Annotated in this window: 33 protein-coding genes; 28 read left to right on the top strand and 5 right to left on the bottom strand. The window is 49.0% G+C overall.

Annotated elements, in window-relative coordinates:
- The first annotated feature begins 40 nt into the window (after positions 1-40).
- The 5 genes from LQE92_RS04535 (at position 41) to truA (ending at position 4,975) form a co-directional block, all read left to right on the top strand.
- Positions 41-1,243, top strand: a complete 1,203-nt coding sequence (locus tag LQE92_RS04535) for an ROK family transcriptional regulator (RefSeq protein ID WP_231061797.1) — start codon at positions 41-43, stop codon at positions 1,241-1,243.
- Positions 1,244-1,347: 104 nt separating this feature from the next.
- The gene (locus LQE92_RS04530; protein WP_231061796.1) at positions 1,348-2,214 is read left to right on the top strand and encodes an energy-coupling factor transporter ATPase; all 867 of its coding nucleotides are present in this window, start codon (positions 1,348-1,350) and stop codon (positions 2,212-2,214) included.
- Between the two features lie 9 nt (positions 2,215-2,223).
- On the top strand, positions 2,224-3,084 hold the full coding sequence (locus LQE92_RS04525; RefSeq protein ID WP_231061795.1) for an energy-coupling factor transporter ATPase: 861 nt from the start codon (positions 2,224-2,226) through the stop codon (positions 3,082-3,084).
- Between the two features lie 6 nt (positions 3,085-3,090).
- Complete coding sequence (locus LQE92_RS04520) at positions 3,091-3,891, top strand: energy-coupling factor transporter transmembrane component T family protein (RefSeq protein ID WP_231061794.1); 801 nt, start codon at positions 3,091-3,093, stop codon at positions 3,889-3,891.
- 31 nt (positions 3,892-3,922) lie between these two features.
- Positions 3,923-4,975 (top strand): tRNA pseudouridine(38-40) synthase TruA, encoded by a 1,053-nt coding sequence (truA, locus tag LQE92_RS04515; protein ID WP_231061793.1) that lies wholly within the window; start codon positions 3,923-3,925, stop codon positions 4,973-4,975.
- Between the two features lie 53 nt (positions 4,976-5,028).
- Here the strand turns inward: truA and LQE92_RS04510 are convergent, their stop codons facing one another.
- Positions 5,029-5,214 carry a hypothetical protein gene (locus LQE92_RS04510; protein ID WP_231061792.1) on the bottom strand — a complete coding sequence of 62 codons (186 nt, stop codon included), beginning with the start codon at positions 5,212-5,214 and terminating at the stop codon, positions 5,029-5,031.
- A 241-nt stretch (positions 5,215-5,455) separates the two neighbouring features.
- On the opposite strand from LQE92_RS04510, the gene LQE92_RS04505 reads away from it, so the two are divergent.
- On the top strand, positions 5,456-5,755 hold the full coding sequence (locus LQE92_RS04505) for a hypothetical protein (RefSeq protein WP_231061791.1): 300 nt from the start codon (positions 5,456-5,458) through the stop codon (positions 5,753-5,755).
- Positions 5,756-5,829: 74 nt separating this feature from the next.
- Here LQE92_RS04505 and LQE92_RS04500 read toward each other — a convergent pair whose 3' ends face one another.
- Both LQE92_RS04500 and LQE92_RS04495 read right to left on the bottom strand, forming a co-directional pair.
- Positions 5,830-6,387 carry a hypothetical protein gene (locus LQE92_RS04500; RefSeq protein ID WP_231061790.1) on the bottom strand — a complete coding sequence of 186 codons (558 nt, stop codon included), beginning with the start codon at positions 6,385-6,387 and terminating at the stop codon, positions 5,830-5,832.
- 98 nt (positions 6,388-6,485) lie between these two features.
- A complete protein-coding gene (locus LQE92_RS04495; protein ID WP_231061789.1) occupies positions 6,486-7,553 on the bottom strand; it encodes a hypothetical protein in 1,068 nt (355 codons plus the stop codon).
- Between the two features lie 662 nt (positions 7,554-8,215).
- Here LQE92_RS04495 and rplM point away from each other — a divergent pair.
- The 7 genes from rplM to LQE92_RS04460 all read left to right on the top strand — a co-directional run bounded on the left by rplM (position 8,216) and on the right by LQE92_RS04460 (position 14,698).
- Entirely contained in the window at positions 8,216-8,644 is a 429-nt protein-coding gene (rplM, locus tag LQE92_RS04490; RefSeq protein ID WP_231061788.1) for a 50S ribosomal protein L13, read from the top strand.
- A 29-nt stretch (positions 8,645-8,673) separates the two neighbouring features.
- Positions 8,674-9,066 carry a 30S ribosomal protein S9 gene (gene rpsI, locus LQE92_RS04485; RefSeq protein ID WP_147595121.1) on the top strand — a complete coding sequence of 131 codons (393 nt, stop codon included), beginning with the start codon at positions 8,674-8,676 and terminating at the stop codon, positions 9,064-9,066.
- Positions 9,067-9,324: 258 nt separating this feature from the next.
- A complete protein-coding gene (locus LQE92_RS04480) occupies positions 9,325-11,223 on the top strand; it encodes a collagen-like domain-containing protein (protein ID WP_231061787.1) in 1,899 nt (632 codons plus the stop codon).
- 89 nt (positions 11,224-11,312) lie between these two features.
- The gene (locus LQE92_RS04475; RefSeq protein WP_231061786.1) at positions 11,313-11,516 is read left to right on the top strand and encodes a hypothetical protein; all 204 of its coding nucleotides are present in this window, start codon (positions 11,313-11,315) and stop codon (positions 11,514-11,516) included.
- Between the two features lie 39 nt (positions 11,517-11,555).
- Positions 11,556-12,401, top strand: a complete 846-nt coding sequence (locus LQE92_RS04470; RefSeq protein ID WP_231061785.1) for a MerR family transcriptional regulator — start codon at positions 11,556-11,558, stop codon at positions 12,399-12,401.
- Positions 12,402-12,681: 280 nt separating this feature from the next.
- Complete coding sequence (locus LQE92_RS04465; protein WP_231061784.1) at positions 12,682-14,064, top strand: MATE family efflux transporter; 1,383 nt, start codon at positions 12,682-12,684, stop codon at positions 14,062-14,064.
- A gap of 70 nt (positions 14,065-14,134) precedes the next feature.
- The gene (locus LQE92_RS04460; protein WP_231061783.1) at positions 14,135-14,698 is read left to right on the top strand and encodes a CDP-alcohol phosphatidyltransferase family protein; all 564 of its coding nucleotides are present in this window, start codon (positions 14,135-14,137) and stop codon (positions 14,696-14,698) included.
- Positions 14,699-14,718: 20 nt separating this feature from the next.
- Here LQE92_RS04460 and LQE92_RS04455 read toward each other — a convergent pair whose 3' ends face one another.
- Positions 14,719-15,480, bottom strand: coding sequence for a MerR family transcriptional regulator (locus LQE92_RS04455; protein WP_231061782.1), 762 nt, complete (start codon positions 15,478-15,480; stop codon positions 14,719-14,721).
- Between the two features lie 178 nt (positions 15,481-15,658).
- On the opposite strand from LQE92_RS04455, the gene LQE92_RS04450 reads away from it, so the two are divergent.
- The 15 genes from LQE92_RS04450 (at position 15,659) to LQE92_RS04385 (ending at position 26,075) form a co-directional block, all read left to right on the top strand.
- Entirely contained in the window at positions 15,659-16,774 is a 1,116-nt protein-coding gene (locus LQE92_RS04450; RefSeq protein WP_231061781.1) for a helix-turn-helix domain-containing protein, read from the top strand.
- Positions 16,771-16,974 carry a PLD nuclease N-terminal domain-containing protein gene (locus LQE92_RS04445; protein ID WP_231061780.1) on the top strand — a complete coding sequence of 68 codons (204 nt, stop codon included), beginning with the start codon at positions 16,771-16,773 and terminating at the stop codon, positions 16,972-16,974. Before LQE92_RS04450 ends, LQE92_RS04445 begins: the two co-directional genes overlap by 4 nt.
- Positions 16,971-17,888, top strand: a complete 918-nt coding sequence (locus LQE92_RS04440; protein WP_231061779.1) for an ABC transporter ATP-binding protein — start codon at positions 16,971-16,973, stop codon at positions 17,886-17,888. Before LQE92_RS04445 ends, LQE92_RS04440 begins: the two co-directional genes overlap by 4 nt.
- The gene (locus tag LQE92_RS04435) at positions 17,885-18,652 is read left to right on the top strand and encodes an ABC transporter permease (protein WP_231061778.1); all 768 of its coding nucleotides are present in this window, start codon (positions 17,885-17,887) and stop codon (positions 18,650-18,652) included. Before LQE92_RS04440 ends, LQE92_RS04435 begins: the two co-directional genes overlap by 4 nt.
- A gap of 140 nt (positions 18,653-18,792) precedes the next feature.
- Positions 18,793-19,536: an SDR family NAD(P)-dependent oxidoreductase gene (locus LQE92_RS04430; protein WP_231061777.1), complete on the top strand. Its 744-nt coding sequence runs from the start codon at positions 18,793-18,795 to the stop codon at positions 19,534-19,536.
- A 107-nt stretch (positions 19,537-19,643) separates the two neighbouring features.
- The gene (locus LQE92_RS04425) at positions 19,644-20,249 is read left to right on the top strand and encodes a flavin reductase (protein WP_231061776.1); all 606 of its coding nucleotides are present in this window, start codon (positions 19,644-19,646) and stop codon (positions 20,247-20,249) included.
- 153 nt (positions 20,250-20,402) lie between these two features.
- Positions 20,403-21,431: an alpha-hydroxy-acid oxidizing protein gene (locus tag LQE92_RS04420; protein WP_231061775.1), complete on the top strand. Its 1,029-nt coding sequence runs from the start codon at positions 20,403-20,405 to the stop codon at positions 21,429-21,431.
- Positions 21,432-21,452: 21 nt separating this feature from the next.
- Positions 21,453-21,956 carry a GreA/GreB family elongation factor gene (locus tag LQE92_RS04415; RefSeq protein WP_231061774.1) on the top strand — a complete coding sequence of 168 codons (504 nt, stop codon included), beginning with the start codon at positions 21,453-21,455 and terminating at the stop codon, positions 21,954-21,956.
- A 31-nt stretch (positions 21,957-21,987) separates the two neighbouring features.
- Positions 21,988-22,767: a ZIP family metal transporter gene (locus LQE92_RS04410; protein WP_231061773.1), complete on the top strand. Its 780-nt coding sequence runs from the start codon at positions 21,988-21,990 to the stop codon at positions 22,765-22,767.
- Between the two features lie 216 nt (positions 22,768-22,983).
- On the top strand, positions 22,984-23,277 hold the full coding sequence (locus LQE92_RS04405) for a DUF2325 domain-containing protein (protein ID WP_231061772.1): 294 nt from the start codon (positions 22,984-22,986) through the stop codon (positions 23,275-23,277).
- Positions 23,278-23,449: 172 nt separating this feature from the next.
- On the top strand, positions 23,450-23,725 hold the full coding sequence (locus tag LQE92_RS04400; protein WP_231061771.1) for a hypothetical protein: 276 nt from the start codon (positions 23,450-23,452) through the stop codon (positions 23,723-23,725).
- A gap of 152 nt (positions 23,726-23,877) precedes the next feature.
- Positions 23,878-24,060, top strand: coding sequence for a FeoB-associated Cys-rich membrane protein (locus tag LQE92_RS04395; protein ID WP_231061770.1), 183 nt, complete (start codon positions 23,878-23,880; stop codon positions 24,058-24,060).
- Positions 24,061-24,071: 11 nt separating this feature from the next.
- Entirely contained in the window at positions 24,072-24,479 is a 408-nt protein-coding gene (locus LQE92_RS04390) for a Fur family transcriptional regulator (RefSeq protein WP_231061769.1), read from the top strand.
- A 65-nt stretch (positions 24,480-24,544) separates the two neighbouring features.
- Entirely contained in the window at positions 24,545-24,670 is a 126-nt protein-coding gene (locus tag LQE92_RS14420) for a hypothetical protein (RefSeq protein WP_269141848.1), read from the top strand.
- A gap of 232 nt (positions 24,671-24,902) precedes the next feature.
- Positions 24,903-26,075, top strand: coding sequence for a phosphopentomutase (locus LQE92_RS04385; protein WP_231061768.1), 1,173 nt, complete (start codon positions 24,903-24,905; stop codon positions 26,073-26,075).
- Between the two features lie 64 nt (positions 26,076-26,139).
- On the opposite strand, the gene LQE92_RS04380 is transcribed toward LQE92_RS04385, so the two are convergent.
- Positions 26,140-26,526 carry a metal-dependent transcriptional regulator gene (locus LQE92_RS04380; RefSeq protein ID WP_231061767.1) on the bottom strand — a complete coding sequence of 129 codons (387 nt, stop codon included), beginning with the start codon at positions 26,524-26,526 and terminating at the stop codon, positions 26,140-26,142.
- Between the last annotated feature and the right edge of the window lie 126 nt (positions 26,527-26,652).

Below are 26,652 nucleotides of genomic sequence, written 5' to 3'. Positions count from 1 at the left end.
AATTGGAACATATGTATAATGCGGCAATGAAAATAAGTGGATGGTGGAGATGCGAGCGCGGACGACGATCAATGCGGAAGAAATGAAATACAACAACAGGGGAAGGATTCTGGATCATATCAGCAGGGAACCTCTTTCCAGAGCGGAGCTCTCCAGGAGGACAGGACTGACCAGAGCGGGTGTGAGCAGAATCATGGACGAACTGCTGGAAGAAGGGCTGGTCCGGGAATATGACCCTGTGGCGGGCTCCGTAGGCCGAAAGCCTGTGGCTGTGGGTCTCAATGGTTCCCGTTATCATATCATAAGCCTGTGCCTGGAACGAAACTGTGCCACACTGGCACTGTGTGATTTTTCCGGACAACCGCTCATATCGGAGCGGTATAGGGGAGCCGGTGTCGACGGAGACAGCAGAGAGGCAATGGGTTTTTTTGCGGAACGAATACAGGCCATGATAAGGGAGAAAAAACCGGAGGGAGAACTTCTGGGAATGGGAATCATGGCGCCGGGGCCGCTCAACAGCAGGAGAGGGCAGATATTGAATCCGCCGAATTTCCCGCTTTGGCAGGGTGTGGAGATAGCGGATTATTATAGGAAGGAATTTTCCTGTCCTGTTTTCCTGGAGCAGAACGCCAGCGCTTATGCTCTGGCAGAGAACCGGTTTGGGCTGAAAGGGAAATATGAAAACTTTCTGGAGCTTTTGGTGGATAACGGACTGGGAGGAGGCCTGATCCTGGGAGGAAGCCTGTGGCCGGAAGGAGGAGGAAGTGAGTTCGGGCATATGACCATTGATATTCACGGGCCAAAATGCAGCTGTGGGAATACAGGATGCGCCGAGTTATATGCGTCCATCCCCAATATCGTGAAAGCTGCAGAGAAAAAAGACGGGAGACTTGACAGCTGGAGAGAGATTGTGCATCTTGCCGAGGCCGGTGACGAAGCCGGCCTATCTGCCATAGGGGAAGAGGCGGGCTATCTGTCGTCGCTGATCGTAAATATGGTCAATATTCTGGATATCCAGGCGGTGGTGCTGAATGGGGAAATCATCTACAAGCCGGAGCTGCTCCTGAGCGCCCTGCGGAAAAAGGTGAGAGAGCAGGCGATAGAAGGCAGAGGCAGAGCAGAGATTCTGGTGACAATGCTGCCTGAGGATAAAGAAGCCGTGAGTAGCGCCAACCTGGTGCTGGAGCAGTATATCCGGCGGGGTAAGCTTCTACAGCCTATTGCGCCGCAGACTCTGGAGTGAAAGGGCAGGAGGTATACATTGTTCTTGATTTTTCATAGGGAATCGAGTACAATAAGGGTCTGAAAGAATGTAAACGAAATTCCGATGGAAGTTGACGGTGGCTTATGGGCATCATTAAGACGAAGAATCTGGTATATAACTATATAAAACGTGATGAAGAGGAAAAAATAGAAGAAGTCAGCGAAGCGGTCAAGAACGTGAGCTTGGATATTAAAGAGGGAGAGTTCGTGGCTGTCCTGGGACATAACGGATCGGGCAAGTCCACTCTTGCCAAACATATGAATGCTTTGCTGCTGCCGACTGAAGGCACCATATGGATCGGGGGTAAGGATTCTCTAGAGGAGGATAACCTTTGGGATATCCGGCAGACTGCCGGAATGGTGTTTCAAAATCCAGATAATCAGATCATCGCCAGCGTGGTAGAGGAAGACGTGGGATTTGGACCGGAGAATATCGGCGTGCCCACAGATGAGATCTGGAAACGGGTCGATGAATGCCTGAAAGCAGTGGGGATGAGCGCATACCGCACTCATTCACCCAACCGCCTGTCAGGCGGACAGAAACAGAGAGTGGCCATTGCGGGAGTCATGGCCATGGAGCCTAAATGTATCGTTTTGGACGAGCCCACAGCCATGCTGGATCCCAACGGGCGGCGGGAGGTCATCCGCACGGTGATGGAACTGAATGAGAAAAAGGGAATAACGGTCATTTTGATCACCCATTATATGGAAGAAGTCATTCACGCGGACCGGATCATCGTAATGGACGAGGGAGAGATTGTCATGGAAGGAGCGCCGGAGGAGATTTTCAGCCGCGTGGAGGAGTTGAAAAAATATCGGCTGGATGTGCCCCAGGTGACGGAGCTGGCTTATGAGCTGAGAAAAAAGGGTGTGCCAATGCGGCCATGCATTCTGACCGTGGAGGAGTTTGTGACAGAGATCATGGACACATATAGGAAGCACAGCGAGTGAGGAAATGACATGGCAATTATATTGGAGCATGTGGAGTACAAATACAGCGAAGGGACACCCATGGAGACGGATGCCCTGCATGATGTGAACCTGGAGATACAGGATGGTGAATTCATCGGACTGATCGGACATACCGGATCAGGCAAATCCACGCTGATCCAGCATCTGAACGGATTGATGAGGGCTACCTCTGGTGATATCCGATATAACGGAAGCAGCATTTATGCGGAAGGATTTTCCATGAAGGAGCTGCGGAGCAAGGTAGGACTTGTGTTCCAGTATCCTGAGCACCAGCTTTTTGAAGTGGATGTCTTCACAGACGTGTGCTTCGGGCCGAAGAACCAGGGGCTTTCCAAAGAGGAGACGGAGGAACGGGCGAAAGAGGCTCTGTCCCTGGTCGGAATCGGAGAGAGCTATTATAAGAAGTCTCCCTTTGAGCTGTCGGGAGGGGAAAAGAGGAGAGTGGCCATCGCCGGAGTGCTGGCCATGAAGCCGGAGGTGCTCATACTGGATGAACCGACGGCTGGGCTGGATCCCAAAGGGCGGGATGAGATTCTGGGGCAGGTCGTGAGGCTGCACCGGGAACAGGGGATGACCGTCATCCTGGTATCCCACAGCATGGAGGATGTGGCGAAATATGTGGACAGAATCATGGTGATGAATCACGGGGAACTGGTTTTCAACGATATGCCGAAAGCAGTGTTCGCACATTATAAAGAGCTGGAGCAGATGGGACTTGCGGCACCGCAGGTGACTTATATTGCCCATGCTTTAAAGGATGCGGGATTTCCCATGAAGACAGACGTGATTACCGTGGAAGAGGCAGAAGAAGCGATTCTCTGCACTCTTGGTAAAGAAAGAGAGAAATAAACGCTCATGATGAGAGATATTACTTTGGGCCAGTATTATCCGGTACAGTCTCCTGTCCATAAACTGGACCCCAGAACAAAGCTGTTTGGAACGCTTGTGCTGATCGCCGCCCTTTTTGCGGCGGACAATCTTTTCTGCTATATCCTGGCAGCAGTATTCCTGTTCGGCACGATCCGGCTCTCCAGAGTGCCGGTGAAGCATATCGTAAAAGGACTGAAGCCGGTGATTTTCCTGCTTTTGTTCAGCGTGGTGTTCAACCTATTCCTGACAAGCGGCGAAGTCCTCGTTCAATTCTGGGTCTTTAAGATTACCCGTGAAGGCCTTTCACGTTCAGGTATGATGGCAGTACGGCTGATTTTTCTGGTAATGGGGACTTCTCTGCTGACCTTTACGACTACGCCGAATCAGCTGACCGACGGACTGGAGCGGAGCCTTCGCTTTCTGAAGGTGGTGCGGGTGCCGGTCCATGAGATTGCGATGATGATGTCCATCGCTCTCCGTTTCATTCCTATTCTGGTGGAGGAAACGGATAAGATCATGAAGGCGCAGATGGCCAGAGGAGCGGATTTTGAATCTGGCGGACTGATAAAAAAAGCTAAGGCGATGATCCCTCTCCTTGTGCCTCTTTTTATCTCTGCTTTCCGAAGAGCGTCTGACCTGGCCATGGCCATGGAAGCGAGATGTTATCATGGCGGAGAAGGGCGGACAAAAATGAAACCTCTCCGGTACGCGGCGGGGGACCGGGCCGCTTATCTGGTCCTGCTGGGATTTCTTCTGTGTATCATCCTGCTGAAGATTTTCTTATAATACCGGTTGTACAGGAAAGGAGGCCGGTCCTGTGAAGCGGATCAAGCTTACGGTGGCTTACGACGGCACCAAATACTGCGGCTGGCAGTACCAGCCCAACGGAGTGACCATTGAAGAAGTGCTCAACAAAGCCTTGTCGGAGCTGACAGGGGAGGATATCCATGTGATCGGAGCCAGCCGGACAGATTCCGGTGTACATGCTCTCGGTAATATTGCCGTATTTGATACAGAAACGAAGATTCCTCCGGAAAAGATCTGCTATGCGGTGAACCAGAGGCTGCCGGAGGATATTGTTGTGCAGTCTTCAGAAGAAGTGGATGCTTTTTATCATCCCAGAAAGTGCAATTCTTTAAAAACATATGAATACCAGATACTGAACCGCCGGTTTCCGAACCCGGTCAGAAGACGGGATTCCTATTTTGTCCATTGGCCTCTGGATGTGGAGAAGATGCAGGAGGCGGCGGTCTGCCTGGTGGGAGAGCACGATTTTTCAAGTTTTTGTTCGGCGGGCAGCCAGGCGGAGGATACGATTCGGAAGATATATGAGGCTTCGGTGACGAAGGACGGCGACATGATCACGATCTGTCTGACCGGAAACGGGTTCCTGTACAATATGGTACGGATCATCGCAGGGACCTTGATTGAGGTTGGGCGGGGCGCTTATCCTCCCGGCCATATGGAGGAGATATTAAATGCCAGAGACAGGAGGATGGCCGGGGTCAAAGCTCCGGCCATGGGCCTGACGCTGATTTCCATTCTGCCTGGGAAAAAGCCGGAGCCGCTTTTGCGGAACACCAACCGCTGGATCGACTATTCCTTGTATCAGGCGGAGCTGGAAGAGAAGAGGAGGGTCTATATGGTCATCCACTCCTGCCGTGAAGAGGAGAGGGAGCGGATGATTGTCCGGACCGCGAAACAGGCTTTCCGCGACGGCGCCGAGGAGCTGTGGGTGCGGGAGGAAAACGCCGGTAACGGTGAGGAGACGGCAGGACCGTATCATCTGTGTCCGGCGGCCTCAGGAGACCTCCAGGGCTGGAAAATCATTCAAAAAACGGACAAAAAAGCATTGACACACCCTATATAGTGCAGCCTGGTTTTTAACAGCTGTAAAAATGTGAAGAGGTGAAAGATGTGTGATTACGCGTTTTCGCTTTTTTGAATGCATACCTTTAAAGATCTTTCAAACAAGTTTTCTTGGTCAGATTTGTAGGGCAGGAGGAAATCCGCTTCCATCAAGGCAGCTCGCTGGCAGCCGTAACCAGAATCTTTGCGGCCTCCGGCCGGTCCTTTCCAACTGACATGGATAAATCGATATTTTTCCATGTCAGATTCCAACAAAAATCCGCATGATATGCGATTTTTGCCTCCCTGCGGCCGGGAAGATTCTGCTAACGTCCCTGCGGCGCTCCCCTTACGATGGAAGCGGATCGTTCCTCCTGCTTTTTCTTCCGCACCGAAATAAGCGCTCACTTGTTCTGAAAGCCATTGAGGCGGCTCACCGCGGCCCGCTGCCGTAAGGCGCGCGGGCCGTGTGTCCATCCACTCCTTTTCTGAAATCTATGAAATGAAATTTGTCCAGTACAGTGCGGCAGGCAGGGCACCGGCAGAAGGATTCCGGGCCGGCCTAAAGGAGAGCGCTGCAGAGCAGCGGCCGGTGTTTCCCAGGCGGAGGGAGGCAGAAACGGAAAATCCGATTCCGTTTCTGAGGGAACAGGAGACAGGAAATCATAAAGATTTCCTGTCGACATGTGAGCGGTACTGCCGGAGCAGGGATAAAGCGGCCCCTGCATCGCCAGCGAACCGAAATCGTGACGGACCGGAACTCCTGTCGGTGCTTAACCGGAGCTTAGTCGGAATTAGCTAAAAATGATCTTCAAAGGTATAGATTCACATTTGGTATCTATCCATCCAAGAATTAATTTACTCTTCTCGGTTTTGTCATTTATCCGCGCCATACCTCTCCCACATTGTAACATCTGTCCGCTTTACAACATAGATTTTCCCTTCTCCTGCTACAATCCAACATTCCAACAGACGGCATAATTCACTTCCTGAAGGATATAAGCGAACTTTATTTCCAATAAAATCCTCCATATCAAATTTCAAGTCAGGATCAGAGAACAATGACCACGCTTCTTCTGAACCTTTAAAGTCTGCTTCTAATTTATTGAACTCTGTCTCCCGAAATTTTAAGAAACAGTAATTCAAAGTCTCCGCAAGTTCCTCATCCAAAACCGTTTCATCAAAATCATCGGCATATTTGAGAAATCCGTCTGTAAAACCATCCTCATCAGCCCGGGATTCACAATAGAAACGAGTTTCCTCTTTCGATACTACATATACTGCATTTTCATAGTAATCTGTCTCATAATCTAGTACCTTCGGCCCCACTATGAACTCTTTTCCAGGCCGGACCAATTCCTTGTACTGATAACATCCTTCCCATGCCTGCTCATTCTCCGCCGAAAGATTTCCTGTTTCCTTTTCCGTGTCCATAATATTTGATTCTTTATTTTCACAAGAACTTATCGTAACTGATGCAGCTATAATAACCAAAGCAAAAAGAAACTTATTTCTCTCCATATCCAGCAACCTTAATCGTAATATAATACGGAACTGCCATAGGGACAGTTAGACGTCCCATGCTGTACTAAAGGTCCATTCCCCCACTTTGATTTAACAAGAACAGAAGTACCTCCAGAAACAGCGTGAACTACTCCGGAATGAGGCGATCCTGAAGCGTAATAAATAGCCCCACCATTTACAGCTGTATCTCTTCTTGTATATCCACAACCTGTCGGTGCTGTTTCCACCCAATACGTATTTGATGTCGATCTCTTATAACAGGCATAAGAATGACAATTATATTTGCGAGTTGCTGCGCCCGAAATCGTAATATTTGTATAGCTATCCCTTATATCTGCACAAATGCTATCGCTTTCAGCAGTTGTGTAATCAATGCTAGATAATTTATATCCACTGATAGATTTTCCTTTCAGCGAAACAATGGTATAGGGACCATTATAAGAAGCTCTAAAAACAGTATCTGCAATTCCTGTTTCATTTTCATACAGTGTACAAATATCTCCACCAAAAATCTCAGGAACTGAAGCTTTTTCTTCACGTTTCTCCTGGATAACCTCTAACACACTTACTTTTTCTTGTACACTAAATGCAGCAACGTCTTCCATATTAGCCAAAATAATTTCTGCGTAAATTAAGTCCGCAATATCTCCATATGCATTGACCGCATCAACACTTTTGGGGACATTTAAGCTGTTATAGTGATTCAAATATTTCCAAAACGCATTTTCTCTTGATACAAGTTCTCGCAAAGCATCACAATTTTCTAGAAGATTTTCGTATCCGTCACGGTATGAATCAAACAATAAAATATTCACCAAAAAGGGATAATCGTCTATTGCCCATAATAATTGTTGATCCGTCATGGATATTAATTTTTCTTCCGGAATATGGGACGCATTTAGCTTTTCTTCGTAAGTCATATCGTCCCATATGTCTCTGGAAGTGCTATCTAAGTACTGATAACGTTGTTCTGAAATACTATCCCAATTTGTATCTGATGATTCTTCTGCAAATGCTGTAAATGATAATAACATCAACATCATTAAACATAATACAACTGATAATGTTCTTTTCATAATGCCCCTCCTTTTATAAAAAATCTTGTAAACATTGCCACTCCATTTTGTTACACTCATTTGCACCCGCATAAATACTAGCGAACAATACTAACTTTCTAATGTTTTCAAGGCTTTTGTTATTATCAGTCATGTTATGTGTGTACCTATTATCTCGTATTACCATCTCTTCTATTGTAATTAATTATGCAATATATATATATTATACATTATAATTTGTCTTTTTTCAATATAAATAAAAATATTATATATATAAATGTTTTTCACACCAAATATTCGCGCAGTAATTTGCGTTTATATATAGACAATTAACCAACAACAGACACTTTGTTATTTTGACATCGCTTATTGTTTCTATTATCTTGTAGTGGAATAATCTAGCCCTTTATTTTTTACTGTATAACAAGTGCATGTGGAAAAATCAGGAGACCTCCAGGGCTGGAAAATCATTCAAAAAACGGACAAAAAAGCATTGACACACCCCACATAGTGTAATATAATGTAAAGGCTGTGACACTGGAACAGTGTCCATAAACGTATGTCTATTTATTGGCGGATAATAAGTAACCAAAGCCCCGGAATACTGTTTTCTGCCGTGGAAATAGAAGCACAGATTCGCGAGATTGAATATTTGAAAGGTGAAATCCAAGGAGGTCAAACCAATGAAAACATTTATGGCTAGCCCGTCGACCATTGAGAGAAAATGGTATGTAGTTGACGCTTCCGCATATACATTAGGACGTCTGGCATCTGAAGTGGCAGCAGTCCTGAGAGGAAAGAACAAACCTACGTTCACTCCTCATATCGATACCGGAGATTATGTGATTGTCGTAAACGCTGAAAAAGTAAAAGTAACCGGCAAGAAAATGGACCAGAAGATTTATTATAACCATTCCGAATATGTGGGCGGCATGAAAGAGACCACACTGAAGGAAATGATGGCGAAGAAGCCGGAGAAGGTTATCGAGCTGGCTGTTAAGGGAATGCTTCCCAAGGGACCTTTAGGCAGAGCAATGTATAGCAAGCTTCATGTGTACGCTGGACCTGATCATAAGCAGCAGGCTCAGAAACCGGAAGCTCTGACATTTTAATCGGAAGGTACTGAAAGGAGGAAATTACAGTGGCTAATTCAAAATTCTACGGAACAGGCAGAAGAAAGAAATCTATTGCACGAGTTTACCTGACAGCAGGAACCGGCAAGATTACAATAAATAAGAGAGACATCGACGAATATTTCGGTCTTGAAACGCTGAAGGTAGTGGTACGCCAGCCCTTCGCGGCCACCGAGACAGAAGGAAAATTTGATGTGATGGTGAACGTAAGAGGCGGCGGCTTCACCGGCCAGGCCGGAGCTGTCCGTCACGGCATTTCCAGAGCGCTTCTTCAGGCAGACGGCGATTACCGCCCGGCTCTGAAAAAAGCAGGCTTCCTGACCAGAGACCCTCGTATGAAGGAAAGAAAGAAATACGGTCTTAAGGCAGCAAGACGTGCTCCTCAGTTCAGCAAGAGGTAATTGGCTGGATTTAATCGATAAAAAGACTCAAAACCCCGGAACCATATGGTTTCCGGGGTTTTTCTGTATCCAGATCTTCTGATTTTTGTTGATTTCGTAAAATAAGAATGCCGACTTATTCCGAACGTGGCAAGAAAAGAGGACGCTGCGTATTATAAATAACAGGCAGATTCAGGACCTGGCAATAGATACAGCTTGTATGGAAATGGCAGAATCGTATTGGAATATATCATGTAAACCTCGATTAAGGAGTATAAAATGAGTTGTTATGGAAGTAATTATGTAAATAGATGCAATTCCTGCCCGGCGCAGAATGAAAACAATGCAGCGCTGCAGGGACCACAGGGAGAGCAGGGCCCTCAAGGCCCGCAAGGACTTCCAGGTCCGCAGGGTCCTCAGGGACCCAGGGGAGAACGCGGCCCCCAGGGAACACAGGGAATGAAAGGGGACATGGGATGTCAGGGGCCTGTCGGACCAAGAGGAATGGCAGGTCTGCAGGGAACGCGCGGCCCCCAGGGTGTACGCGGAGATGCCGGCCCAAAGGGTGATCCTGGGTTTATGGGTCCTCAAGGAATACAAGGGATCCCAGGACCGATCGGTCTTCAGGGAGATCACGGTCCGATTGGCCCGAAGGGCGATTCCGGCCCTGCCGGACCCGCTGGACCAAAGGGCGACAGAGGAGAGCCCGGAGAACGCGGACCTCAGGGAGAACAAGGCCCCCAGGGGGAGCAGGGATTTCTGGGTGAAACCGGTCCTCAGGGACCAGAAGGAGAAAAAGGATGTCCGGGCCCCCAGGGAGAACAGGGTCCTATGGGACCGGAGGGTCCGAAAGGGGAGACTGGACCACAGGGAGAGAAGGGAGAGACTGGACCGAAAGGAGAGCAGGGAGAGACGCCCAATATCGCGGTCGGAACCGTGGATTCCGGAGATGCGGCAAAGGTGACGGCAGATCCTGCGGAGGATGGGATCACTCTGGACTTTGTACTGCCTGTAGGCCCTGCAGGGCCCCAGGGACCGGAGGGTCCGAAAGGAGAGGCTGGACCACAGGGAGAGAAGGGAGAGACTGGACCGAAAGGAGAGCAGGGAGAGACGCCCAATATCGCAGTCGGAACCGTGGATTCCGGAGACGCGGCAAAGGTGACAGCAGACCCTGCGGAGGATGGGGTCACTCTGGACTTTGTACTGCCTGTAGGCCCTGCCGGACCCCAGGGACCGGAGGGTCCGAAAGGAGAGGCTGGACCACAGGGAGAGAAGGGAGAGACTGGTCCGAAAGGAGAGCAGGGAGAGACGCCCAATATCGCGGTCGGAACCGTGGATTCCGGAGATGCGGCAAAGGTGACGGCAGATCCTGCGGAGGATGGGATTACTCTGGACTTTGTACTGCCTGTAGGCCCTGCCGGACCCCAGGGACCGGAGGGTCCGGAAGGAGAGATCGGACCACAGGGAGAGAAGGGAGAGACTGGTCCGAAAGGAGAACAGGGAGAGACGCCCAATATCGCGGTCGGAACCGTGGATTCCGGAGACGCAGCAAAGGTGACGGCAGATCCTGCGGAGGATGGGATCACTCTGGACTTTGTACTGCCTATAGGCCCTGCCGGACCACAGGGAGAGAAGGGCAGCACCGGCCTCACTGGGGCTACCGGTCCGGCGCCGGAGATTACGGTGACAGAAGATACCCCGACCGGTTATAAAGTGAGCTTCAAAACAGATGATCAGGAGATTCTCAGCCCGAATCTAAAATCAAATATGGAATATTACAATACAAATCTGTCTGCAACAGGCAGTTCATTGGATATCCCGATGGAGAATCTTATCATGACAGTGCAGAATACTTCTTCTTCATCCATCCGCATTTCCGTTCGGCCGAAAGATTCTGCAGTGCCGGTCTTAACGGATATACGGCGTGTCAGTATTTACAGCGGAAGCTCCATTGAAACGCAGACAAACGATAATACAAAGGTTACCGGAGTACTGGTCCTGGATGACCTTGTGTACAGCCAGTCTCAGGAAATGCATTGGATCCGTCTGCGCCAGCAGAATCCGGCGGACAGTCTGTGGTCCATGTGTGAGATCAGCACGTTTGTTTCCATGGGCGGCGCCAGAACTTCTGTGTGTGTAAACTGGTTCTACGTGGGTGCTTCGTTTCAGGCTCCGTGAAGAACCCTTGAATTTACAAAAAACGGAAGTAGTATGGCAGATACAGGTGTGATATAATCGTTCTACAGGAAATATGCAGGGAGGACAGAATGAATCAATACAGACAGGATTGCCCGTGTAAACGAAGAAAATGCGCTTATCATGGAGACTGCGCCGCCTGCAGAACGAAGCATGAGACGGCAAAAAAAAGGCGTCCGATGGCATGTGAGCGCCTGACGGCAGAAGAAGATAGAAAATCCCGGAAAAAACAAGAGGATTTTTTGGATTTCCTTGACTGTAAACCTGGTTTATAGTGTACGATTTTGGCAAACAGATAAAGGACGGTGACTCATATGACGATCAAAGAGGCAGAGGAGCTGACAGGGCTATCCCGTTCCAATATTCGCTTTTATGAAAAGGAGATGCTGATCACGCCTGCCAGGAACGAGGGGAACGGTTACCGGGATTACTCGCCGGAGGATGTGAAAGAAATTAAGAAAATCGCATTTTTACGCAGTATCGATATACCGGTGGAAGAAATACGGAGCCTTAAGTCCGGCAAGAGCCGGCTGCCTGAGGTGCTCCGCCGGCAGGAACAGAAGCTGAAAGACGGAATACAGGGACTGGAACAGTCCAAGCACATATGTGAACAGATGCTTGAACGGCAGGAGAGCGGCTACGAAAGCCTGAATGTGGAACAGTATGTGGAGAATCTGAATGAATATGTAGAACACAATAGGGAGAAGTATGGTTCAGATACGGTATCATTTTTCTGCCTGTGGGGCGGCTGCGCAGTTTGGGCGGTGCTCACCGCCCTTTGCCTGCTGGCCGCTGTATGCTCGTACTCTATTCTTCCGGAAAAGATCCCTATCCAGTGGAATGGGGAGGCGGCGACGACCCAGGTAGCCAGTGAGTTTATTTTTGTATATACGGCGGCCTGCGTTGTGATTCGTTTTTTCCTGAGGCCGTTCATCTGGAGGAGCCTGAGGCTGAATGGCTTTTACAGCGATGTAGCGGCAGATTATCTGTCTAATTTCCTGTGTTTTGTGGTGCTTTCGGTGGAGATTTTCACGATTCTGTTCTGCCTCGGACATGTAAAACATGTGACTGCGGTGTTGATTACAGACGCCGGGGTGTTTGCTGTCGTATCCTTGGCTGCATGGCTGCGCTGCAGGCAGTATCGGAGCACGGCGGAATAAAGCAAGGATGGGGACCGTTTGATACCGCTTGACTGGAAAATACATTTTTGCTATAATATGTTTCGTTCATCGGAGGGTGACCACTCGAAAGAAGTGTTTAGCCGGATAAGATGGCAGGCTGGGATGCCTGCTGTTTTATCCGGCTTTTTGTTCTGTAGAACTGCAGAGCTGTACCGCAGTGCTGCCAAGGTATGCAAGCCTCGTCGTGTGTGAAGAGAAAAGGAATTTGAAAAGGGCTTACCTAATTTGTTTTTTCACAAAATCCGGGAGGAAAAGAGAGATGCGGAGGAAAGAGATTCAGAGAAACAGAGAAGTGATAACCGGACAGAACGCTGGATTTACAGAAGGCGGAATTCTGGCGCAGCTTTTCCGGTTTGCGATGCCGGTGCTGTTTGCGCTTCTTTTACAGGCGATGTACGGAGCTGCTGATCTTCTGATCGTCGGGCAGTTCGGCACTGCTGCGGATGTTTCCGCGGTTTCGACGGGAAGCCAGATCATGCAGACCATAACTTCGGTGGTTACCGGGCTGTCCATGGGGACCACTATTTTGCTGGGACAGAAGATTGGGCAGAAAAAAGAAGAAGAGGCTGGAAATGTCATAGGCGGCGCCATTTTTATTTTTTCCGTGCTGGCGGTTTTCATCACCATAGTTATGGTGGCGGCAGCGGTTCCCTTTTCTGCTTTTATGCACGCTCCGAAAGAGGCGTTTGATAAAACCGTAGAATATGTCAGGATATGCTCCGCGGGTTCTGCATTCATTGTGGCTTATAATGTGCTGGGAAGTATCTTCCGGGGAATGGGGGATTCCAAAACGCCTCTGTATACAGTACTTGCGGCTTGTGCAGTCAATATCGTGGGGGATTTCCTGCTGGTGGCCGTATTCCGCATGGCGGCGGCGGGAGCCGCCATTGCGACAGTGGCGGCCCAGTCCGTCAGCGTGGTCTTATGCCTTCTCCTTGTGAAAAAAAAGGGACTGCTCTTTCGTTTTACAAGGAGGAATCTTCGTTTCCGGAAAGAGGTAGTGGCAAAGACACTCCGGCTGGGATTTCCCATAGCCCTTCAGGACGGGCTGGTGAGTCTTTCTTTTCTTGCCATTATCACGATTGTGAATTCTCTGGGCGTCATACCGTCGGCAGGGGTCGGCGTGGCTGAAAAGCTTTGTGTGTTTATCATGCTGGTGCCGTCTTCCTATATGCAGTCCATGTCCGTATTTGCGGCGCAGAACATCGGGGCCGGAAGGAACGACAGGGCAGTTCGTGCCATGGTCTGCGGGATGCTTTCATCCTTTGTCTTTGGAGTGGTAATGTCATACCTCTCCTTTTTCCACGGAGAGTTTCTGGCCGGCATGTTTGCCAAAGATGCAGACGTCGCTGCCGCTGCTGCCGATTATCTGAGGGCATATGCCATTGATACCCTGTTGGTTTCGTTCTTGTTCTGTTTTATCGGGTATTTCAACGGGAGGGAAAAGACCACCTTTGTCATGGTCCAGGGAATTGTGGGAGCGTTTCTGGTCAGGATTCCTGTGTCATATATCATGAGCCGGACGGAACACGCGTCCCTGTTTCGAATAGGCCTCGCTACTCCTGCCTCCACGGTCCTTCAGATCAGTCTCTGTCTGGTCTATTTCTTTCATATAAACAGGCGGAGCAAGAGGACGGGGTGACGATAAGAAGGATATGTGGTAAAATAGGACATAACAGAAGACTGCTGCAGATAAGAAGGTAATGAGACAGATGAAAGAGAACGGAGAAGAATACAACAAAATAATTACCATTCCCAATATGATGAGTTTTTTCCGGCTGGCGCTGCTTCCGGTATTCGCCTGTATTTATCTGAACGCGAAGACAGTCAGAGGCTATCAGACGGCGGCCCTTGTGCTTTTTATTTCCGCCCTGACCGACATGCTGGACGGAAAGATTGCCAGAAAGTACCATATGATATCCAGGCTTGGAAAGGCGCTGGATCCCATTGCGGATAAGATGACCCATATTGTAGTCGTATTCTGCCTGTGCAGCAGATACCGGCAGGTGTGGATTCTGCTGGTGATACTCGCGGTAAAGGAAAGCTTCATGGGCATCATGGGAATCATATACCTGCGTAAAGGCAGGATGCTGGACGGAGCGCATTTTTTTGGAAAAGTCTGCACTACGGTCCTGTTTGCAGTGCTGCTGGTGCTTGTATTCCTGCCTCAGATGTCCGTTTTTTGGGTCAACATGCTGGTGGCGGCGGCGTGTGCCGCTTGTCTTGTGACCTGGGTCCTTTATATCCCTGTGTTTTGGAAAATGAAGGATAAATGACCCGCGGCGGGCCGCTGTTTTTAATCTTCTATCCAGTATTTGACTGCCTGCATCAGAAAATCCGCACAGCCTTTTACTTCCTTATCATAATAGGCTTTGAACCGCTCGTCGAGGACGTACATGTCTGTGAGGCTTTTATGCATCCTGGGGGAATACTTCTTCCAGGTATAGCCCAGCCAGTCGCGGTGCAGGCAGGCGACCTCGCGGCCGGTTTCGCTTTCGGGCTTTATGCCGGAACGTACGGCATCCTCCAATCGGTCTCGTATCGTTGTTTCCAGATTCCTCAATTGTTCATATTCTTTCTCGGACAGTCCGAGAATTTTTTGATTGTATGAATTCACTTCCTCATCTCCGTATTTTTCTCGGATTTCTTTTCCATAGGTTTTTTCATTTTCATCGATCAGGCGTTTTTTAAATGCTTCAAATTTCATGGTGTCATCCATTTTACTTTCTCCTTTCATTGTGGCAATGGTAAGCTTCACAGTCTGAATTAGAATGTTGAGCCGTTCTTTTTGCTGCGTCAGGGCGGACAAGTGGCCGTTCAACGCTTCCAGGACATCAAAATCCGGCCGGCAAATGATCTCCTGGATGGTGCCGAGCTCCAGGCCCCGTTCCCGGTAAAATAAAATCTGCTGCAGCAGTTCCACTTCTTTTTCTCCATAGAAACGATATCCAGCCGCCGTTGTCCGGCAGGGCCGCAAAAGCCCAATCTCATCGTAATACCGCAGAGTTCTGGCACTGATTCCCGCCAGGCGGGACAATTCATGAGTGCTGTATTCCATTTTTATCACTCCTTTCAGACTGTATCTTAATTCTATCAGCTGACGCTGCGTCAAAGTCAAGAGTTTTATTTAATATTAATATATCAACCAGAGGTTGATTCATTCAACTAAAATCAACCTCCATTCCCTTGTACTTCATTGAAAGCTTCTGTATACTGTCAATAAAGAGGTGAAGAATATGAGGGAGATAAATATATCCAGGAAGTTAGTGGAAGAGCGTCACAGAAAGGGAATCGGACAGGAGGAGCTTGCCGCGTACATTGGTGTATCCAAGGCTGCGGTCTCCAAATGGGAGAATGACCAGAGTTATCCGGATATCACTCTTCTTCCCAGGCTGGCTGCTTTCTTTGATATCAGCGTGGATGAGTTGATTGGCTATGAGCCCCAGATGACAAGGGAAGATATCAAAGAGCTTTACCGCCGGCTGGCCGGAAGGTTTGAAAAAGAATCATTTGATCTGGTGCTGGAGGAATGCGAGGAGATCATAAAAAAATATTATTCCTGTTATCCTCTGCTTTTACAGATGATTACCCTTTTGCTGAACCACGCAGGGATTGCAGATGAACCGGGGCCCGTCCTTAACAGGGTGCTGGAGATCATTGAACGGGTGGAAAAGGGGAGCGAAGATGCCGATGAAAGAAAAGCAGCCTTGACCATGAAAGCTCTGTGCCATCTGATGCTTGGACATCCGGAGAAGGTACCGGAATACATCGGAGAGCACATACGGCCTTTTTCTCAGGATGCGGAGCTTCTGTCGGAGGCGTACCGGGTACAGGGCCGTGTCAGGGAAGCGGAAGAGATCCTCCAGGTCTGTATGTATCAGCATCTTTTGTACCTTGTGGGGGATGCCGCCGTCAGCATCGCGGGGACGTCTGTCAAGGATGAAAGAATCGAGGAGATGATACGAAGGACCGTGAAGCTCGGAGAGCTGTTCCAAATGGAACGTCTGCATTGGAACGCCATGATCCAGTTATATATGTCCGCTGTTGTGTATTATGCCGTCACAGAGAATAAGGAAGAAGGCCTGGCCATGCTGGAACGATATGGAAGATGCTGCTATTCTCCGGAATTTTCGCCAATCCTCCATGGCGACAGTTATTTTAATCAGATTGACGGCTGGCTGAAGGAGGAGCTGGAGCTGGGAATACAGGCTCCGCGCAGCGAGGCCATGATAAAAGAGGCATATCTGAAAGGGGTCACGGAAAATCCATATCTGGACCGATGGAGAAACGAGCCCCGGTATCAGAAAGTCGTAGAGGAAATGAAAAAGAATTCAGGAGGTAATATAATATGAAGGTGTTACTGGAAAATCTCCCGTTATTACTGCCGCTCATCATCATTGAACTGGTTCTCATGACAGTGGCTTTGGTCCACATCTTCAGGCATCCGAATTACCGGTTTGGAAACAGGGCAGTCTGGATCCTGGCAGTGGTCTTTATTCAAATAATTGGGCCGGTCATATATTTACTTTTCGGAAGGGGAGAAGATGAATGAACGCGCTTAAAATAGAAAGCTTAAAAAAAAGTTTTGGCGCTAATACGGTGATAAATGACATGTCCCTTGAAATTCCGGAGCATTCAGTCTTCGGGTTTTTGGGACAGAATGGAGCCGGAAAGACGACTACCATGAAAATGATACTGGGATTTTTGGAGCCGGACGGCGGAAGTATCGAGGTATTCGGTGAGCCGGTAGTATACGGGAAATCTGGTACAAATCGTTATGTGGGATATCTGCCGGATGTGCCCCAGTTCTACTCTTATATGAAGCCCATGGAATATCTGAGGCTCTGCGGAGCCGCGGCGGGGATGGGGCCTGGAGAAACGGAAGCGGCCGGAACCCGGCTTTTGGACATGGTGGGTCTTAAGAATAATGGAAAGAAGATTGGAGGATTTTCCAGAGGGATGAAACAGAGACTTGGAATAGCCCAGGCCCTGCTCCACAGTCCGAAGCTTTTAATCTGCGACGAGCCCACGTCGGCGCTTGATCCGGTGGGAAGAAAAGAAATCCTTGAAATCCTGGAGCAGGTCACTGAGAAGACTACGGTGCTCTTTTCTACTCATATTCTTTCTGATGTGGAGCGGGTCTGCGACCGGGTTGCCGTGCTCCACGAGGGGAAGCTCGCGCTTTGCGGGACCATGGAAGAGATTCGGGCCGCCAAAAAGAGAAGCGGTATCTATGTGGAATTCCGGGAAAAAGAAGAGTGGAAGAAATTTCGGGGACTGCCGGAGCTAAGCCATTTATTCATCCATGCGGAAGCATCCGGAAGAGGGGCGGCCATCCGAACTGCCGATGTGGACAGAACAGGGAATGAGATCCTGCAGGCGCTTGAACGCCATGAGATGGTACCTCTTAAGTTTGAGATAGAGGAGCCGGGGCTGGAGGACCTGTTTATGGAGGCAGTGTTATGAGGGAATATGGAGCATTTACAAAAAAAGAGTTCCTGGAGTTTTTCAGGACTTATAAATATCTGGTGATGGGGCTTGTTTTCCTGCTTCTGGGAATCATGTCGCCGCTGGCGGCCAAGTTTTTGCCGGAGCTCATGAAAGAGTTCATGCCGGAAGGAATGCAAATTGCTCTTGCTGAACCGTCGGCATTGGATGCCTGGGCACAGTTTTTTAAAAATGTCACACAAATCGGGCTGATCATTTTGGTGATTTTGTTCAGCGGCAGTATGGCGTCTGAGTACGGGAAAGGAACGTTAGTTACCATATTGGCGAAAGGGATGCCACGAAAGACGGTGATCTTTGCTAAGTTCACGGCGGCTTCCGCAGCCTGGACAGGAGCGTACCTGCTGTGTTTTCTGACCGCCTGGTTTTATGCTTGGTATTTCTGGAGGGGAGAGGCATGGAGCGCCGCACTTCTGTTTTCCGTATTCTGTCTGTGGCTGTTCGGTATTTTACTAATTGCCGCTTCTCTGTTCGGAGGCGTTTTGTTTCGTACGATTTATGGCAGTCTTTTGTTTACTGGGGGAATCGTTGTCCTTCAGTTTCTTCTTAATATAGTACCGAAGGCCGGAAAGTATCTGCCGGTGAGTCTGGCCTCTCAGAATATGGCCCTGCTTCAGGGGACTGCCGTGACTGCAGATTTGGCGTGGGCTGCCGTGACCACGGCAGTTTTGACTGTTCTTTTCTTGGCCGGCTCCTGCTTTGTGTTCGGGAAGAAACAGATTTAAAGAAAACAGCGGAATATGCACAGAAAAATGTGTGCATAGGATTGACAAAATGGAATATCCTCGGTATTATCAATATGTTGCACACGTTAAAAAATAGACAAAAGCGCTGAATCGCGCATATGTGAAAAGGAGGCATATTCATGCTTAAGGGAAAGGTAGCTGTTGTTACAGGGGGAACGAGGGGAATCGGCTATGCGATCGTAAAAAAGTTTCTGGATAACGGAGCGGCGGTAGTCCTGTGCGGTTCCAGAAAAGAGACAGTTGACAAGGCACTGGAAAAACTCAAGGCAGAAAACAGCGGATATGAGGTATCCGGTGTATGGCCCGATCTGGGAAATTATGCAGAGGTGGAGGAATGCATAAATCAGATAAAAGAAAAGCTTGGAAAGATCGATATTCTGGTCAACAATGCAGGTATTTCCGCCATGGGAAGCATTTATGATTATAAAGAAAAGGATTTTAAAAAGATCATGGAGCTCAATGTGGAAGCGGTGTTTAACTGCTCCAAAGCCGCCGCGGTTCATATGAGGGAGCAGAAGAGCGGAGTGATCCTGAATACCAGCTCCATGGTAAGCCTCTATGGACAGGCGTCCGGCTGTGGTTATCCGGCTTCAAAATTTGCCGTGAACGGTCTTACGAAATCTCTGGCGAGAGAGCTTGGCAAGGATGGCATCCGCGTGAATGCGGTAGCTCCCGGGGTGACCAGGACGGATATGGTGGACGCTGTGCCGGATGCGGTGTTAAAACCTCTGATCGAGTCCATCCCTCTCAAAAAGGTTGGAGAGCCGGAGGATGTGGCGAATGCATTTTTGTTCCTGGCAAGTGATATGGCGGCATATGTGTCGGGAGAGATTCTGTCCGTGGACGGAGCAGCGATGAGCTGAGTCTTTCTGGCAGAAAATTCATAAATTGACAAAGGCCGGGCTGTGCGGTATGGTAGAAGAAAATGGATTCTTCTGGAAGTGAAGGATTCCGGAAATGGGGGTTTTTCATGAATCATAAAGCAATGTATAAGATCAGCTACGGCCTTTATATTCTGACGGCAAAAGAGGGGGAGAAGGACAATGGATGCATCATCAATACGGCTATCCAGGTCACTACATCTCCAAACCGCGTCTCCATCACGGTCAATAAGCAAAATAAGACCCATGATATGATAATGGCGACGGGACTCTTTAATGTGTCCTTGCTGACAGAGGAGGTCCCGTTCTCTGTGATCAAGCATTTCGGTTTCCAGAGCGGACGGGATACGGAGAAGCTCGAGGAGTGGGAAGGGGCCATGAGAACGGAGAATGGACTGTATGCTGTCGCGAAATATACCAATGCTTACATATCGGCCAAAGTGATGGATTCCATTGATCTGGGTACACACACCATGTTTCTCGCGGATGTGACCGATGCAGAGGTATTCAGCGAAGTGCCTTCTCTGACCTATGGCTTCTATCAGAGCAATATAAAACCTAAGCCGGAAAAGTCGAAGAAGACCGGTTATCGGTGCCGGATCTGCGGATATATATATGAAGGCGAGCCGCTCCCGGAGGATTTCGTCTGTCCAATTTGCAAGCATGGTGCCGCGGATTTTGAAAAAATAGAGTGACGGAAAGAGTATTTCGCCGTATATCAGGCGGATTATAGTCTTCAAACGGACCGGCTTTTGAAAAGCCGGTTTTTGCTTTGACTGGACAGGGAAAAAGAGATACAATAAAGAAAAATCGTGGTGGGGAATCCCAGGTGAATTCAGGAGGAGAATATGACATATCAGGAAATGTTGGAAAACGCGCGTACCTGTATTGGAAAATATTGTAAGGCATGTCCCGTATGCAACGGAAGGGCATGCAGGAACCAGATGCCCGGTCCCGGAGCAAAGGGCGCCGGAGATACGGCAATCCGAAATTATGATAAATGGCAGGAAATTCGTGTGAATATGGATACGCTCTGTCCCAATGATCCGGTGGACACCGGGCTGGAGCTTTTCGGGAAACGTTTCCGGTTTCCATTTTTTGCGGGACCGGTCGGCGCCGTGAATCTTCACTACGGAGAAGCATACAATGATGAAAGCTATAACGAGGTTTTGGTATCGGCCTGTGCCGCTGCCGGGATTGCCGCATTTACCGGAGACGGGACGAATCCGGCTGTGATGAGGGGAGCCACTGCGGCCATAAGCCGGGCAGGAGGTGCAGGCGTTCCCACGGTGAAGCCCTGGAATCTGGAAACGGTATTGGAAAAAATGGATGCGGTGACGGCTTCCGGGGCCTTTGCCGTGGCCATGGATGTGGATGCGGCGGGACTTCCTTTTCTGAAAAACATGACTCCTCCTGCCGGAAGGAAATCCGTAGAAGAGCTTAAGAATATCGTAGGCTTCTGTAAAGGGGTGCCTTTTGTCGTAAAAGGTATCATGACTGTAAAAGGCGCTCTGAAGGCGAAGGAAGCCGGGGCAGCAGGTATTGTGGTTTCCAATCACGGAGGACGTGTGCTGGACCAGTGTCCTTCCACGGCGGAGGTTTTGGAAGAGATTGTCAAAGCTGTGGACGGCTCCATGAAGATTTTTGTGGATGGGGGAATCCGTTCTGGAACAGATGTGTTCAAGGCTTTGGCCCTGGGAGCCGATGCGGTCATTATCGCAAGACCGTTCGTGACGGCAGTCTACGGCGGTGGTGCGGAAGGCGTGGGGGCCTATGTGGAAAAGATTGGTTCAGAATTGGCGGATACCATGTCTATGTGCGGCGCTTCTTCTCTGGCGGATATCACCAGGGACATGATATGGAATCCGGGGAGATAGGCGGAAAAGGATGGTCAGAAAATGCGGAATCAGTTGACGAGTAAAGATGTGAAACGGATTGAGGAAGAGATTGAGTACCGGAAGCTGGTAGTGAGGAAACAGGCACTGGAAGCGGTGAAGGAAGCGCGGGCTCACGGAGACCTGAGTGAAAATTTTGAATATCATGCGGCTAAAAAGGATAAGAATCAAAATGAGAGCCGTATCCGTTATCTGGAGAGGATGCTCAAAACATCAGAGGTGGTGCCGGAGGATTCAAGGGATGATGAAGTGGGGCTGAACAACACGGTCAGGCTTTATTTTGAAGAAGATGACATGGAAGAGACTTATAAGCTGGTCACTTCTGTGCGGGGGAATTCCCTGAAGCATTACATCAGCACAGAGTCTCCCATCGGAAGGGCCATCTTCGGCCGCAGAGTCGGAGATACCGTACATGTCAGAGTCAATGACAGCTATGGCTATGACGTAGTGATCCGCTCCATTGAGAACACGGTGGACGACGGAACGGATAAGCTGCGGAGCTTCTGATGAAGGAACAGAAAAGAAAGGGCATAGACATATGGATATATTGATTGGGATCATGATACCGTTCATAGGGACGACGCTGGGATCTGCCTGCGTATTTTTCCTGAAGGATAAGATCCGGCCGGGAATACAGAAAGTTCTGTTGGGATTCGCTTCCGGTGTGATGGTTGCGGCTTCCGTATGGTCATTGCTGATTCCCGCCATAGAGCTTTCGGATAATATGGGAAAGTTCTCCTTTGTGCCGGCGGCTGTGGGCATGCTCATTGGCATGGCGTTTCTGCTGCTTCTTGACAAGCGGGTACCGCATCAGCATCTGGAATGCAGTAAGCCTGAGGGACCGGCCAGCAACTGCAGAAAGAGCACGATGCTGATTCTGGCAGTGACACTTCACAATATCCCGGAAGGAATGGCTGTAGGTGTGGTATTCGCGGGGCTTTTGTCAGGAGAGAGCGGCATCACCATGACCGGCGCTGTGGCTCTGGCTCTGGGGATGGCGATTCAGAACTTTCCGGAAGGAGCTATCATCTCCATGCCTCTGAAAAGCGAAGGCGGCGTCAGCCGTTGGCGGGCGTTCCTCATGGGAAGCCTCTCTGGAGTGGTAGAACCGCTGGGAGCGGCGGCTATGATCTTGCTGGCTCAGTATTTTGTGCCGATTCTTCCTTATCTGCTGGCGTTTGCTGCGGGAGCTATGATCTATGTGGTGGTGGAAGAACTGATTCCGGAGGCCTCGGAGGGAGAACATTCGAATCTGGGGACAATGGGATTTGCGATTGGTTTTGTACTCATGATGATTCTGGACGTGGCTCTGGGATAGAAGGTTTAAAACAAGAAAAGGAACGGACAGGGGAGCAGCTGAGAATCTTTCTCAGTTACTCCCCTGTACAAATAATGGATAATCGTGTATCATGGAATTGAGTTAGTTATATCTAACTAAAAGGGGCATCAGTTAAAATTTTCAGTTGAAAAGCAGCCCTTTGTACATCGAATCTGTTTAAAGCGTGTATCGCAGATTGCTTCAAGGAGGGAAAAAATGAGCATTGTGATCGTAGGAGGACATGACCGTATGGTCTGTCAATATAAAAAAATCTGCAAGAACTATAACTGTAAAGCGAAAGTCTTCACTCAGATGGCAGCCGGAATGAACAAACAGATAGGACGTCCGGACCTCCTGGTGCTTTTTACCAATACGGTCTCCCATAAAATGATCAAATGCGCGGTGGATGAAGCAAAGCGGGCTAACATAGAGATCATTCGCTGTCATACCAGCAGCGGGACCGCACTTTGCGAGATACTGGAGAGAAGATGTGCGGAAGCATACCTTTAAATATCTTTCAAACAAATTCATTTTTAGAGTCAGAGGTGACAGGAGTAAGTCCTCTTCCCGCACCGAAATAAGCTTTTGTTTGTTGTGAAAGCCATTGGAGCGGCCACGGAGGCCCGCCGCCGTAAGGCGTGCGGGCCCTGGGGATATCCAATCCTTTTCTGGAATCAGGAAAATGGAAAACATTCATAACGGTGCGGCAGAAAGAAAACCGGCAGAACGATTCCGAGCCGGCCTAAAGGTGAGCGCCGCAGGGCAGCGGCCGGTGTTCCCCAGGCGGAGGGAGGCAAAAACGGAAAATCCGATTCCGTTTTTGAGCGAACAGGAGACGGGAAATCACAAAGATTTCCTGTCGACATGTGAGCGGTACTGCCGGAGCGGGGATAAAGCGGCACCTGCATCGCCAGCGAACCGAAATCGTGACGGCTCGGAACTTCTGCCGATTTCCTGACTAGGACTAATAGAATGATTCCAAAAAGTATTTAGTATCATACCAGTAAAAATATCAAAGTGATATTGACAAATCAGGTCATGGATGCTAATCTACTTATAGTTAGTTGTTTCTAACTATGGATTCAGGAATCTGGAAAGAGGTGTTTGATCATGTTAGCATTTTTATATGAGAACCTGGCAACCATTCTGATCGCTTTGGTGGTCGTGGGGCTTGCAGCCCTGGCGGTGAGAAGCATTCGAAGAGGTAAGAAGCAGGGGAAATCCTGCGGCGGATGCAGCGGCTGCTGTGGCAGCTGCCATGAGCCTGGGGCCTGCCACAGCGACAGACCGTGAGGAGGACGCCGATGTGGAATAAAGAACGGATCATTCGGGAAATGCGGAGCAGAGGCTGTCGTATTACGGAGCAGAGAAGGATATTGATAGAGATCATTTTAAAAAATGAATACCACTGCAGTAAGGAGATTTATTATGAAGCGCTGAAGCAGGATCCATCTATTGGGATGGCGACGGTCTATCGCACGATAAACGTGCTGCAGGATATGGGAATACTGAAGAAGGAGTGCAGCATGTCGACTCAGACAGCAGGCTGGGATTTTGACTGTGATATGAAATGCAGGATTGCTTATTCAGGAGGTGCCCAGGCAGAAGAAAGGGATGATGCAGAGCTTTATGAACAGATCAAAGGATTTCTGCAGCAAAGAGGATATCTCAGAGGGAAGGATTTCCGCGCGGTGATATTGGTGGACAGCTGATGAAAAGGCAGCTCGCGGCCGGAGAGTCTTCCGCGGAGAAATATAAATATCAAAGGAGGGAGAAAATGGCAGCAGTAATTTATCTGTCGTTATTGCTTATCTTTATTTTTGGAGTTAAGAATTATACAAAGCGCCTGAGCTCCCGATATTGTGGTTCCGGCGGGAGCGGGAGAAGCAAAAGGCTGAAATGATAAAAAGAGAATAGGGCTGTTGGGATCTGCCTTGAATTTCTGGTTCATTCTGGTATGATGGGGATATGATCTCCGTTGCTTTTATGGGCAGGAGACGCCGGACAGCGCGAATGGAATAGATGGTTTGAAAAGGGAGTATCCGTCTGCGGTCTGCAGAGGTGCTCCCTTTTGCTTTGTGCAGCGGATGAAAAAGAAATTTTGGGAATACAATAGGAATACAGGAGAGTGGAATATGAAAAGAATAATATTGATCGTACTGGACAGTGTTGGCGTTGGGGAAATGCCTGATGCAGGAGAATATGGAGATACCGGAAGCAATACTCTGAGAGCCGCGGCGAAGAGCCGCCGGTTCTCCATGCCGAATATGAGGAGGCTTGGGCTTTTTCACATTGACGGGGTGGCAGAATGGAACGATAAAAACGAGGGGGTTTTTGACGGGGCGGTCGGACGCCTGGCAGAGGCCTCGAAGGGAAAGGATACGACTACGGGCCACTGGGAGATTGCAGGAATCATATCAGAAGCGCCGATGCCCACCTTTCCGGAAGGCTTTCCTGATGAGCTCCTGGATGAGTTTAAGAGACGCACAGGAAGGGGAGTGCTCTGCAACCGTCCTTATTCCGGCACCGAGGCCATACGGGATTTTGGAGAAAAGCACATGGAAACGGGAGATTTGATTGTCTACACATCTGCGGACAGTGTGTTTCAGGTAGCCGCTCATGAAGAAGTGGTGCCGGTGGATGAGCTTTACCGGATCTGTGAGACGGCCAGAGAACTCTGCACCGGAAAATATGGGGTAGGAAGAGTCATTGCCAGACCCTTTGTCGGGGAGCCGGGAGGCTTTGAGAGAACAGAAAGAAGACATGATTTTTCCCTGACGCCTCCCGGAGACACTATGCTGGATGTTCTCCTTAAAAACGGGAAAGATGTGTTGGCCGTAGGAAAGATCAACGATATATTTGCCGGTAAGGGTATCGGAAAATTTGTCCGAACTGTAGATAATGCGGACGGAATCGAAAAGACCATTGAATATATGAAACAGGATTTTGAAGGGCTTTGCTTTACAAATCTGGTAGACTATGACATGCTGTACGGTCACAGAAATGATGTGGACGGGTATGCGGAAGCTCTGAGCTATTTTGATGCGAGGCTGCCGGAGCTCCTGTCCCTCCTTAAAGAGGAAGATATCCTCATGGTGACGGCCGACCATGGCTGCGATCCTTCTACGCCCTCCACCGACCATTCCAGGGAATATATACCGGTGGTGACTGTGGGGAAACCAGTGAAGTCTGGCGTGAATATCGGCACCAGGGAGAGCTTTGCCGATATAGGGAAGACAATCCTGGACTATTTTGGATTGGAGGGAGCGATCGCGGGGAAGAGCTTTCTTGACGAGATACTGAAGTGAGCTGTGCGGCATATGGTCGGGGTGTAATAAAAATAAGACCAGGCGGATATCAGTCCGCCTGGTCTTATTTATCGTCCGGTGCTTTTGGGCTCACCGAGACATGCCGTTTAATGGCCGCGAAGCTTTCCGCACTGATGACGTGCTCCATTCGGCAGGCGTCTTCTCTTGCGGTTTTTTCCGATACGCCCAGCTGGATGAGCCAGCTGGAGATGAGGGTATGGCGTTCGTAGATCGTCTCGGCGATTTGGCGGCCGGCATCGGTCAGCGTGATGAAGCCGTCCTCGTCCATGACGATGGAGCCGTTTTGGCGAAGATTTTTCATGGCGACACTGACGCTGGGCTTTGAAAATTCCAGTTCATTGGCAATATCGATGGAACGGACATTCGCTTTCTTCTGACTTAAAATCAATATGGTCTCCAGATAATTTTCAGCAGATTCTTGTATTTTCATGACGTTTCCCTCACTTCATTTCAGGCGATATTTTATCCATTATAACATACTTTGTCCTGAAATTCAATATTCAGACAACTTGGTAAATATTTTCTGAAAATATGTATTGATAAAAATACAATTATA

It is taken from the genome of Lientehia hominis, from assembly GCF_021044755.1.
GTDB classification, from domain to species: domain Bacteria; phylum Bacillota; class Clostridia; order Lachnospirales; family Lachnospiraceae; genus Lientehia; species Lientehia hominis.
Note: the sequence above shows the minus strand (reverse complement) of the source record. Positions and strands in the feature narration are given on the sequence as shown.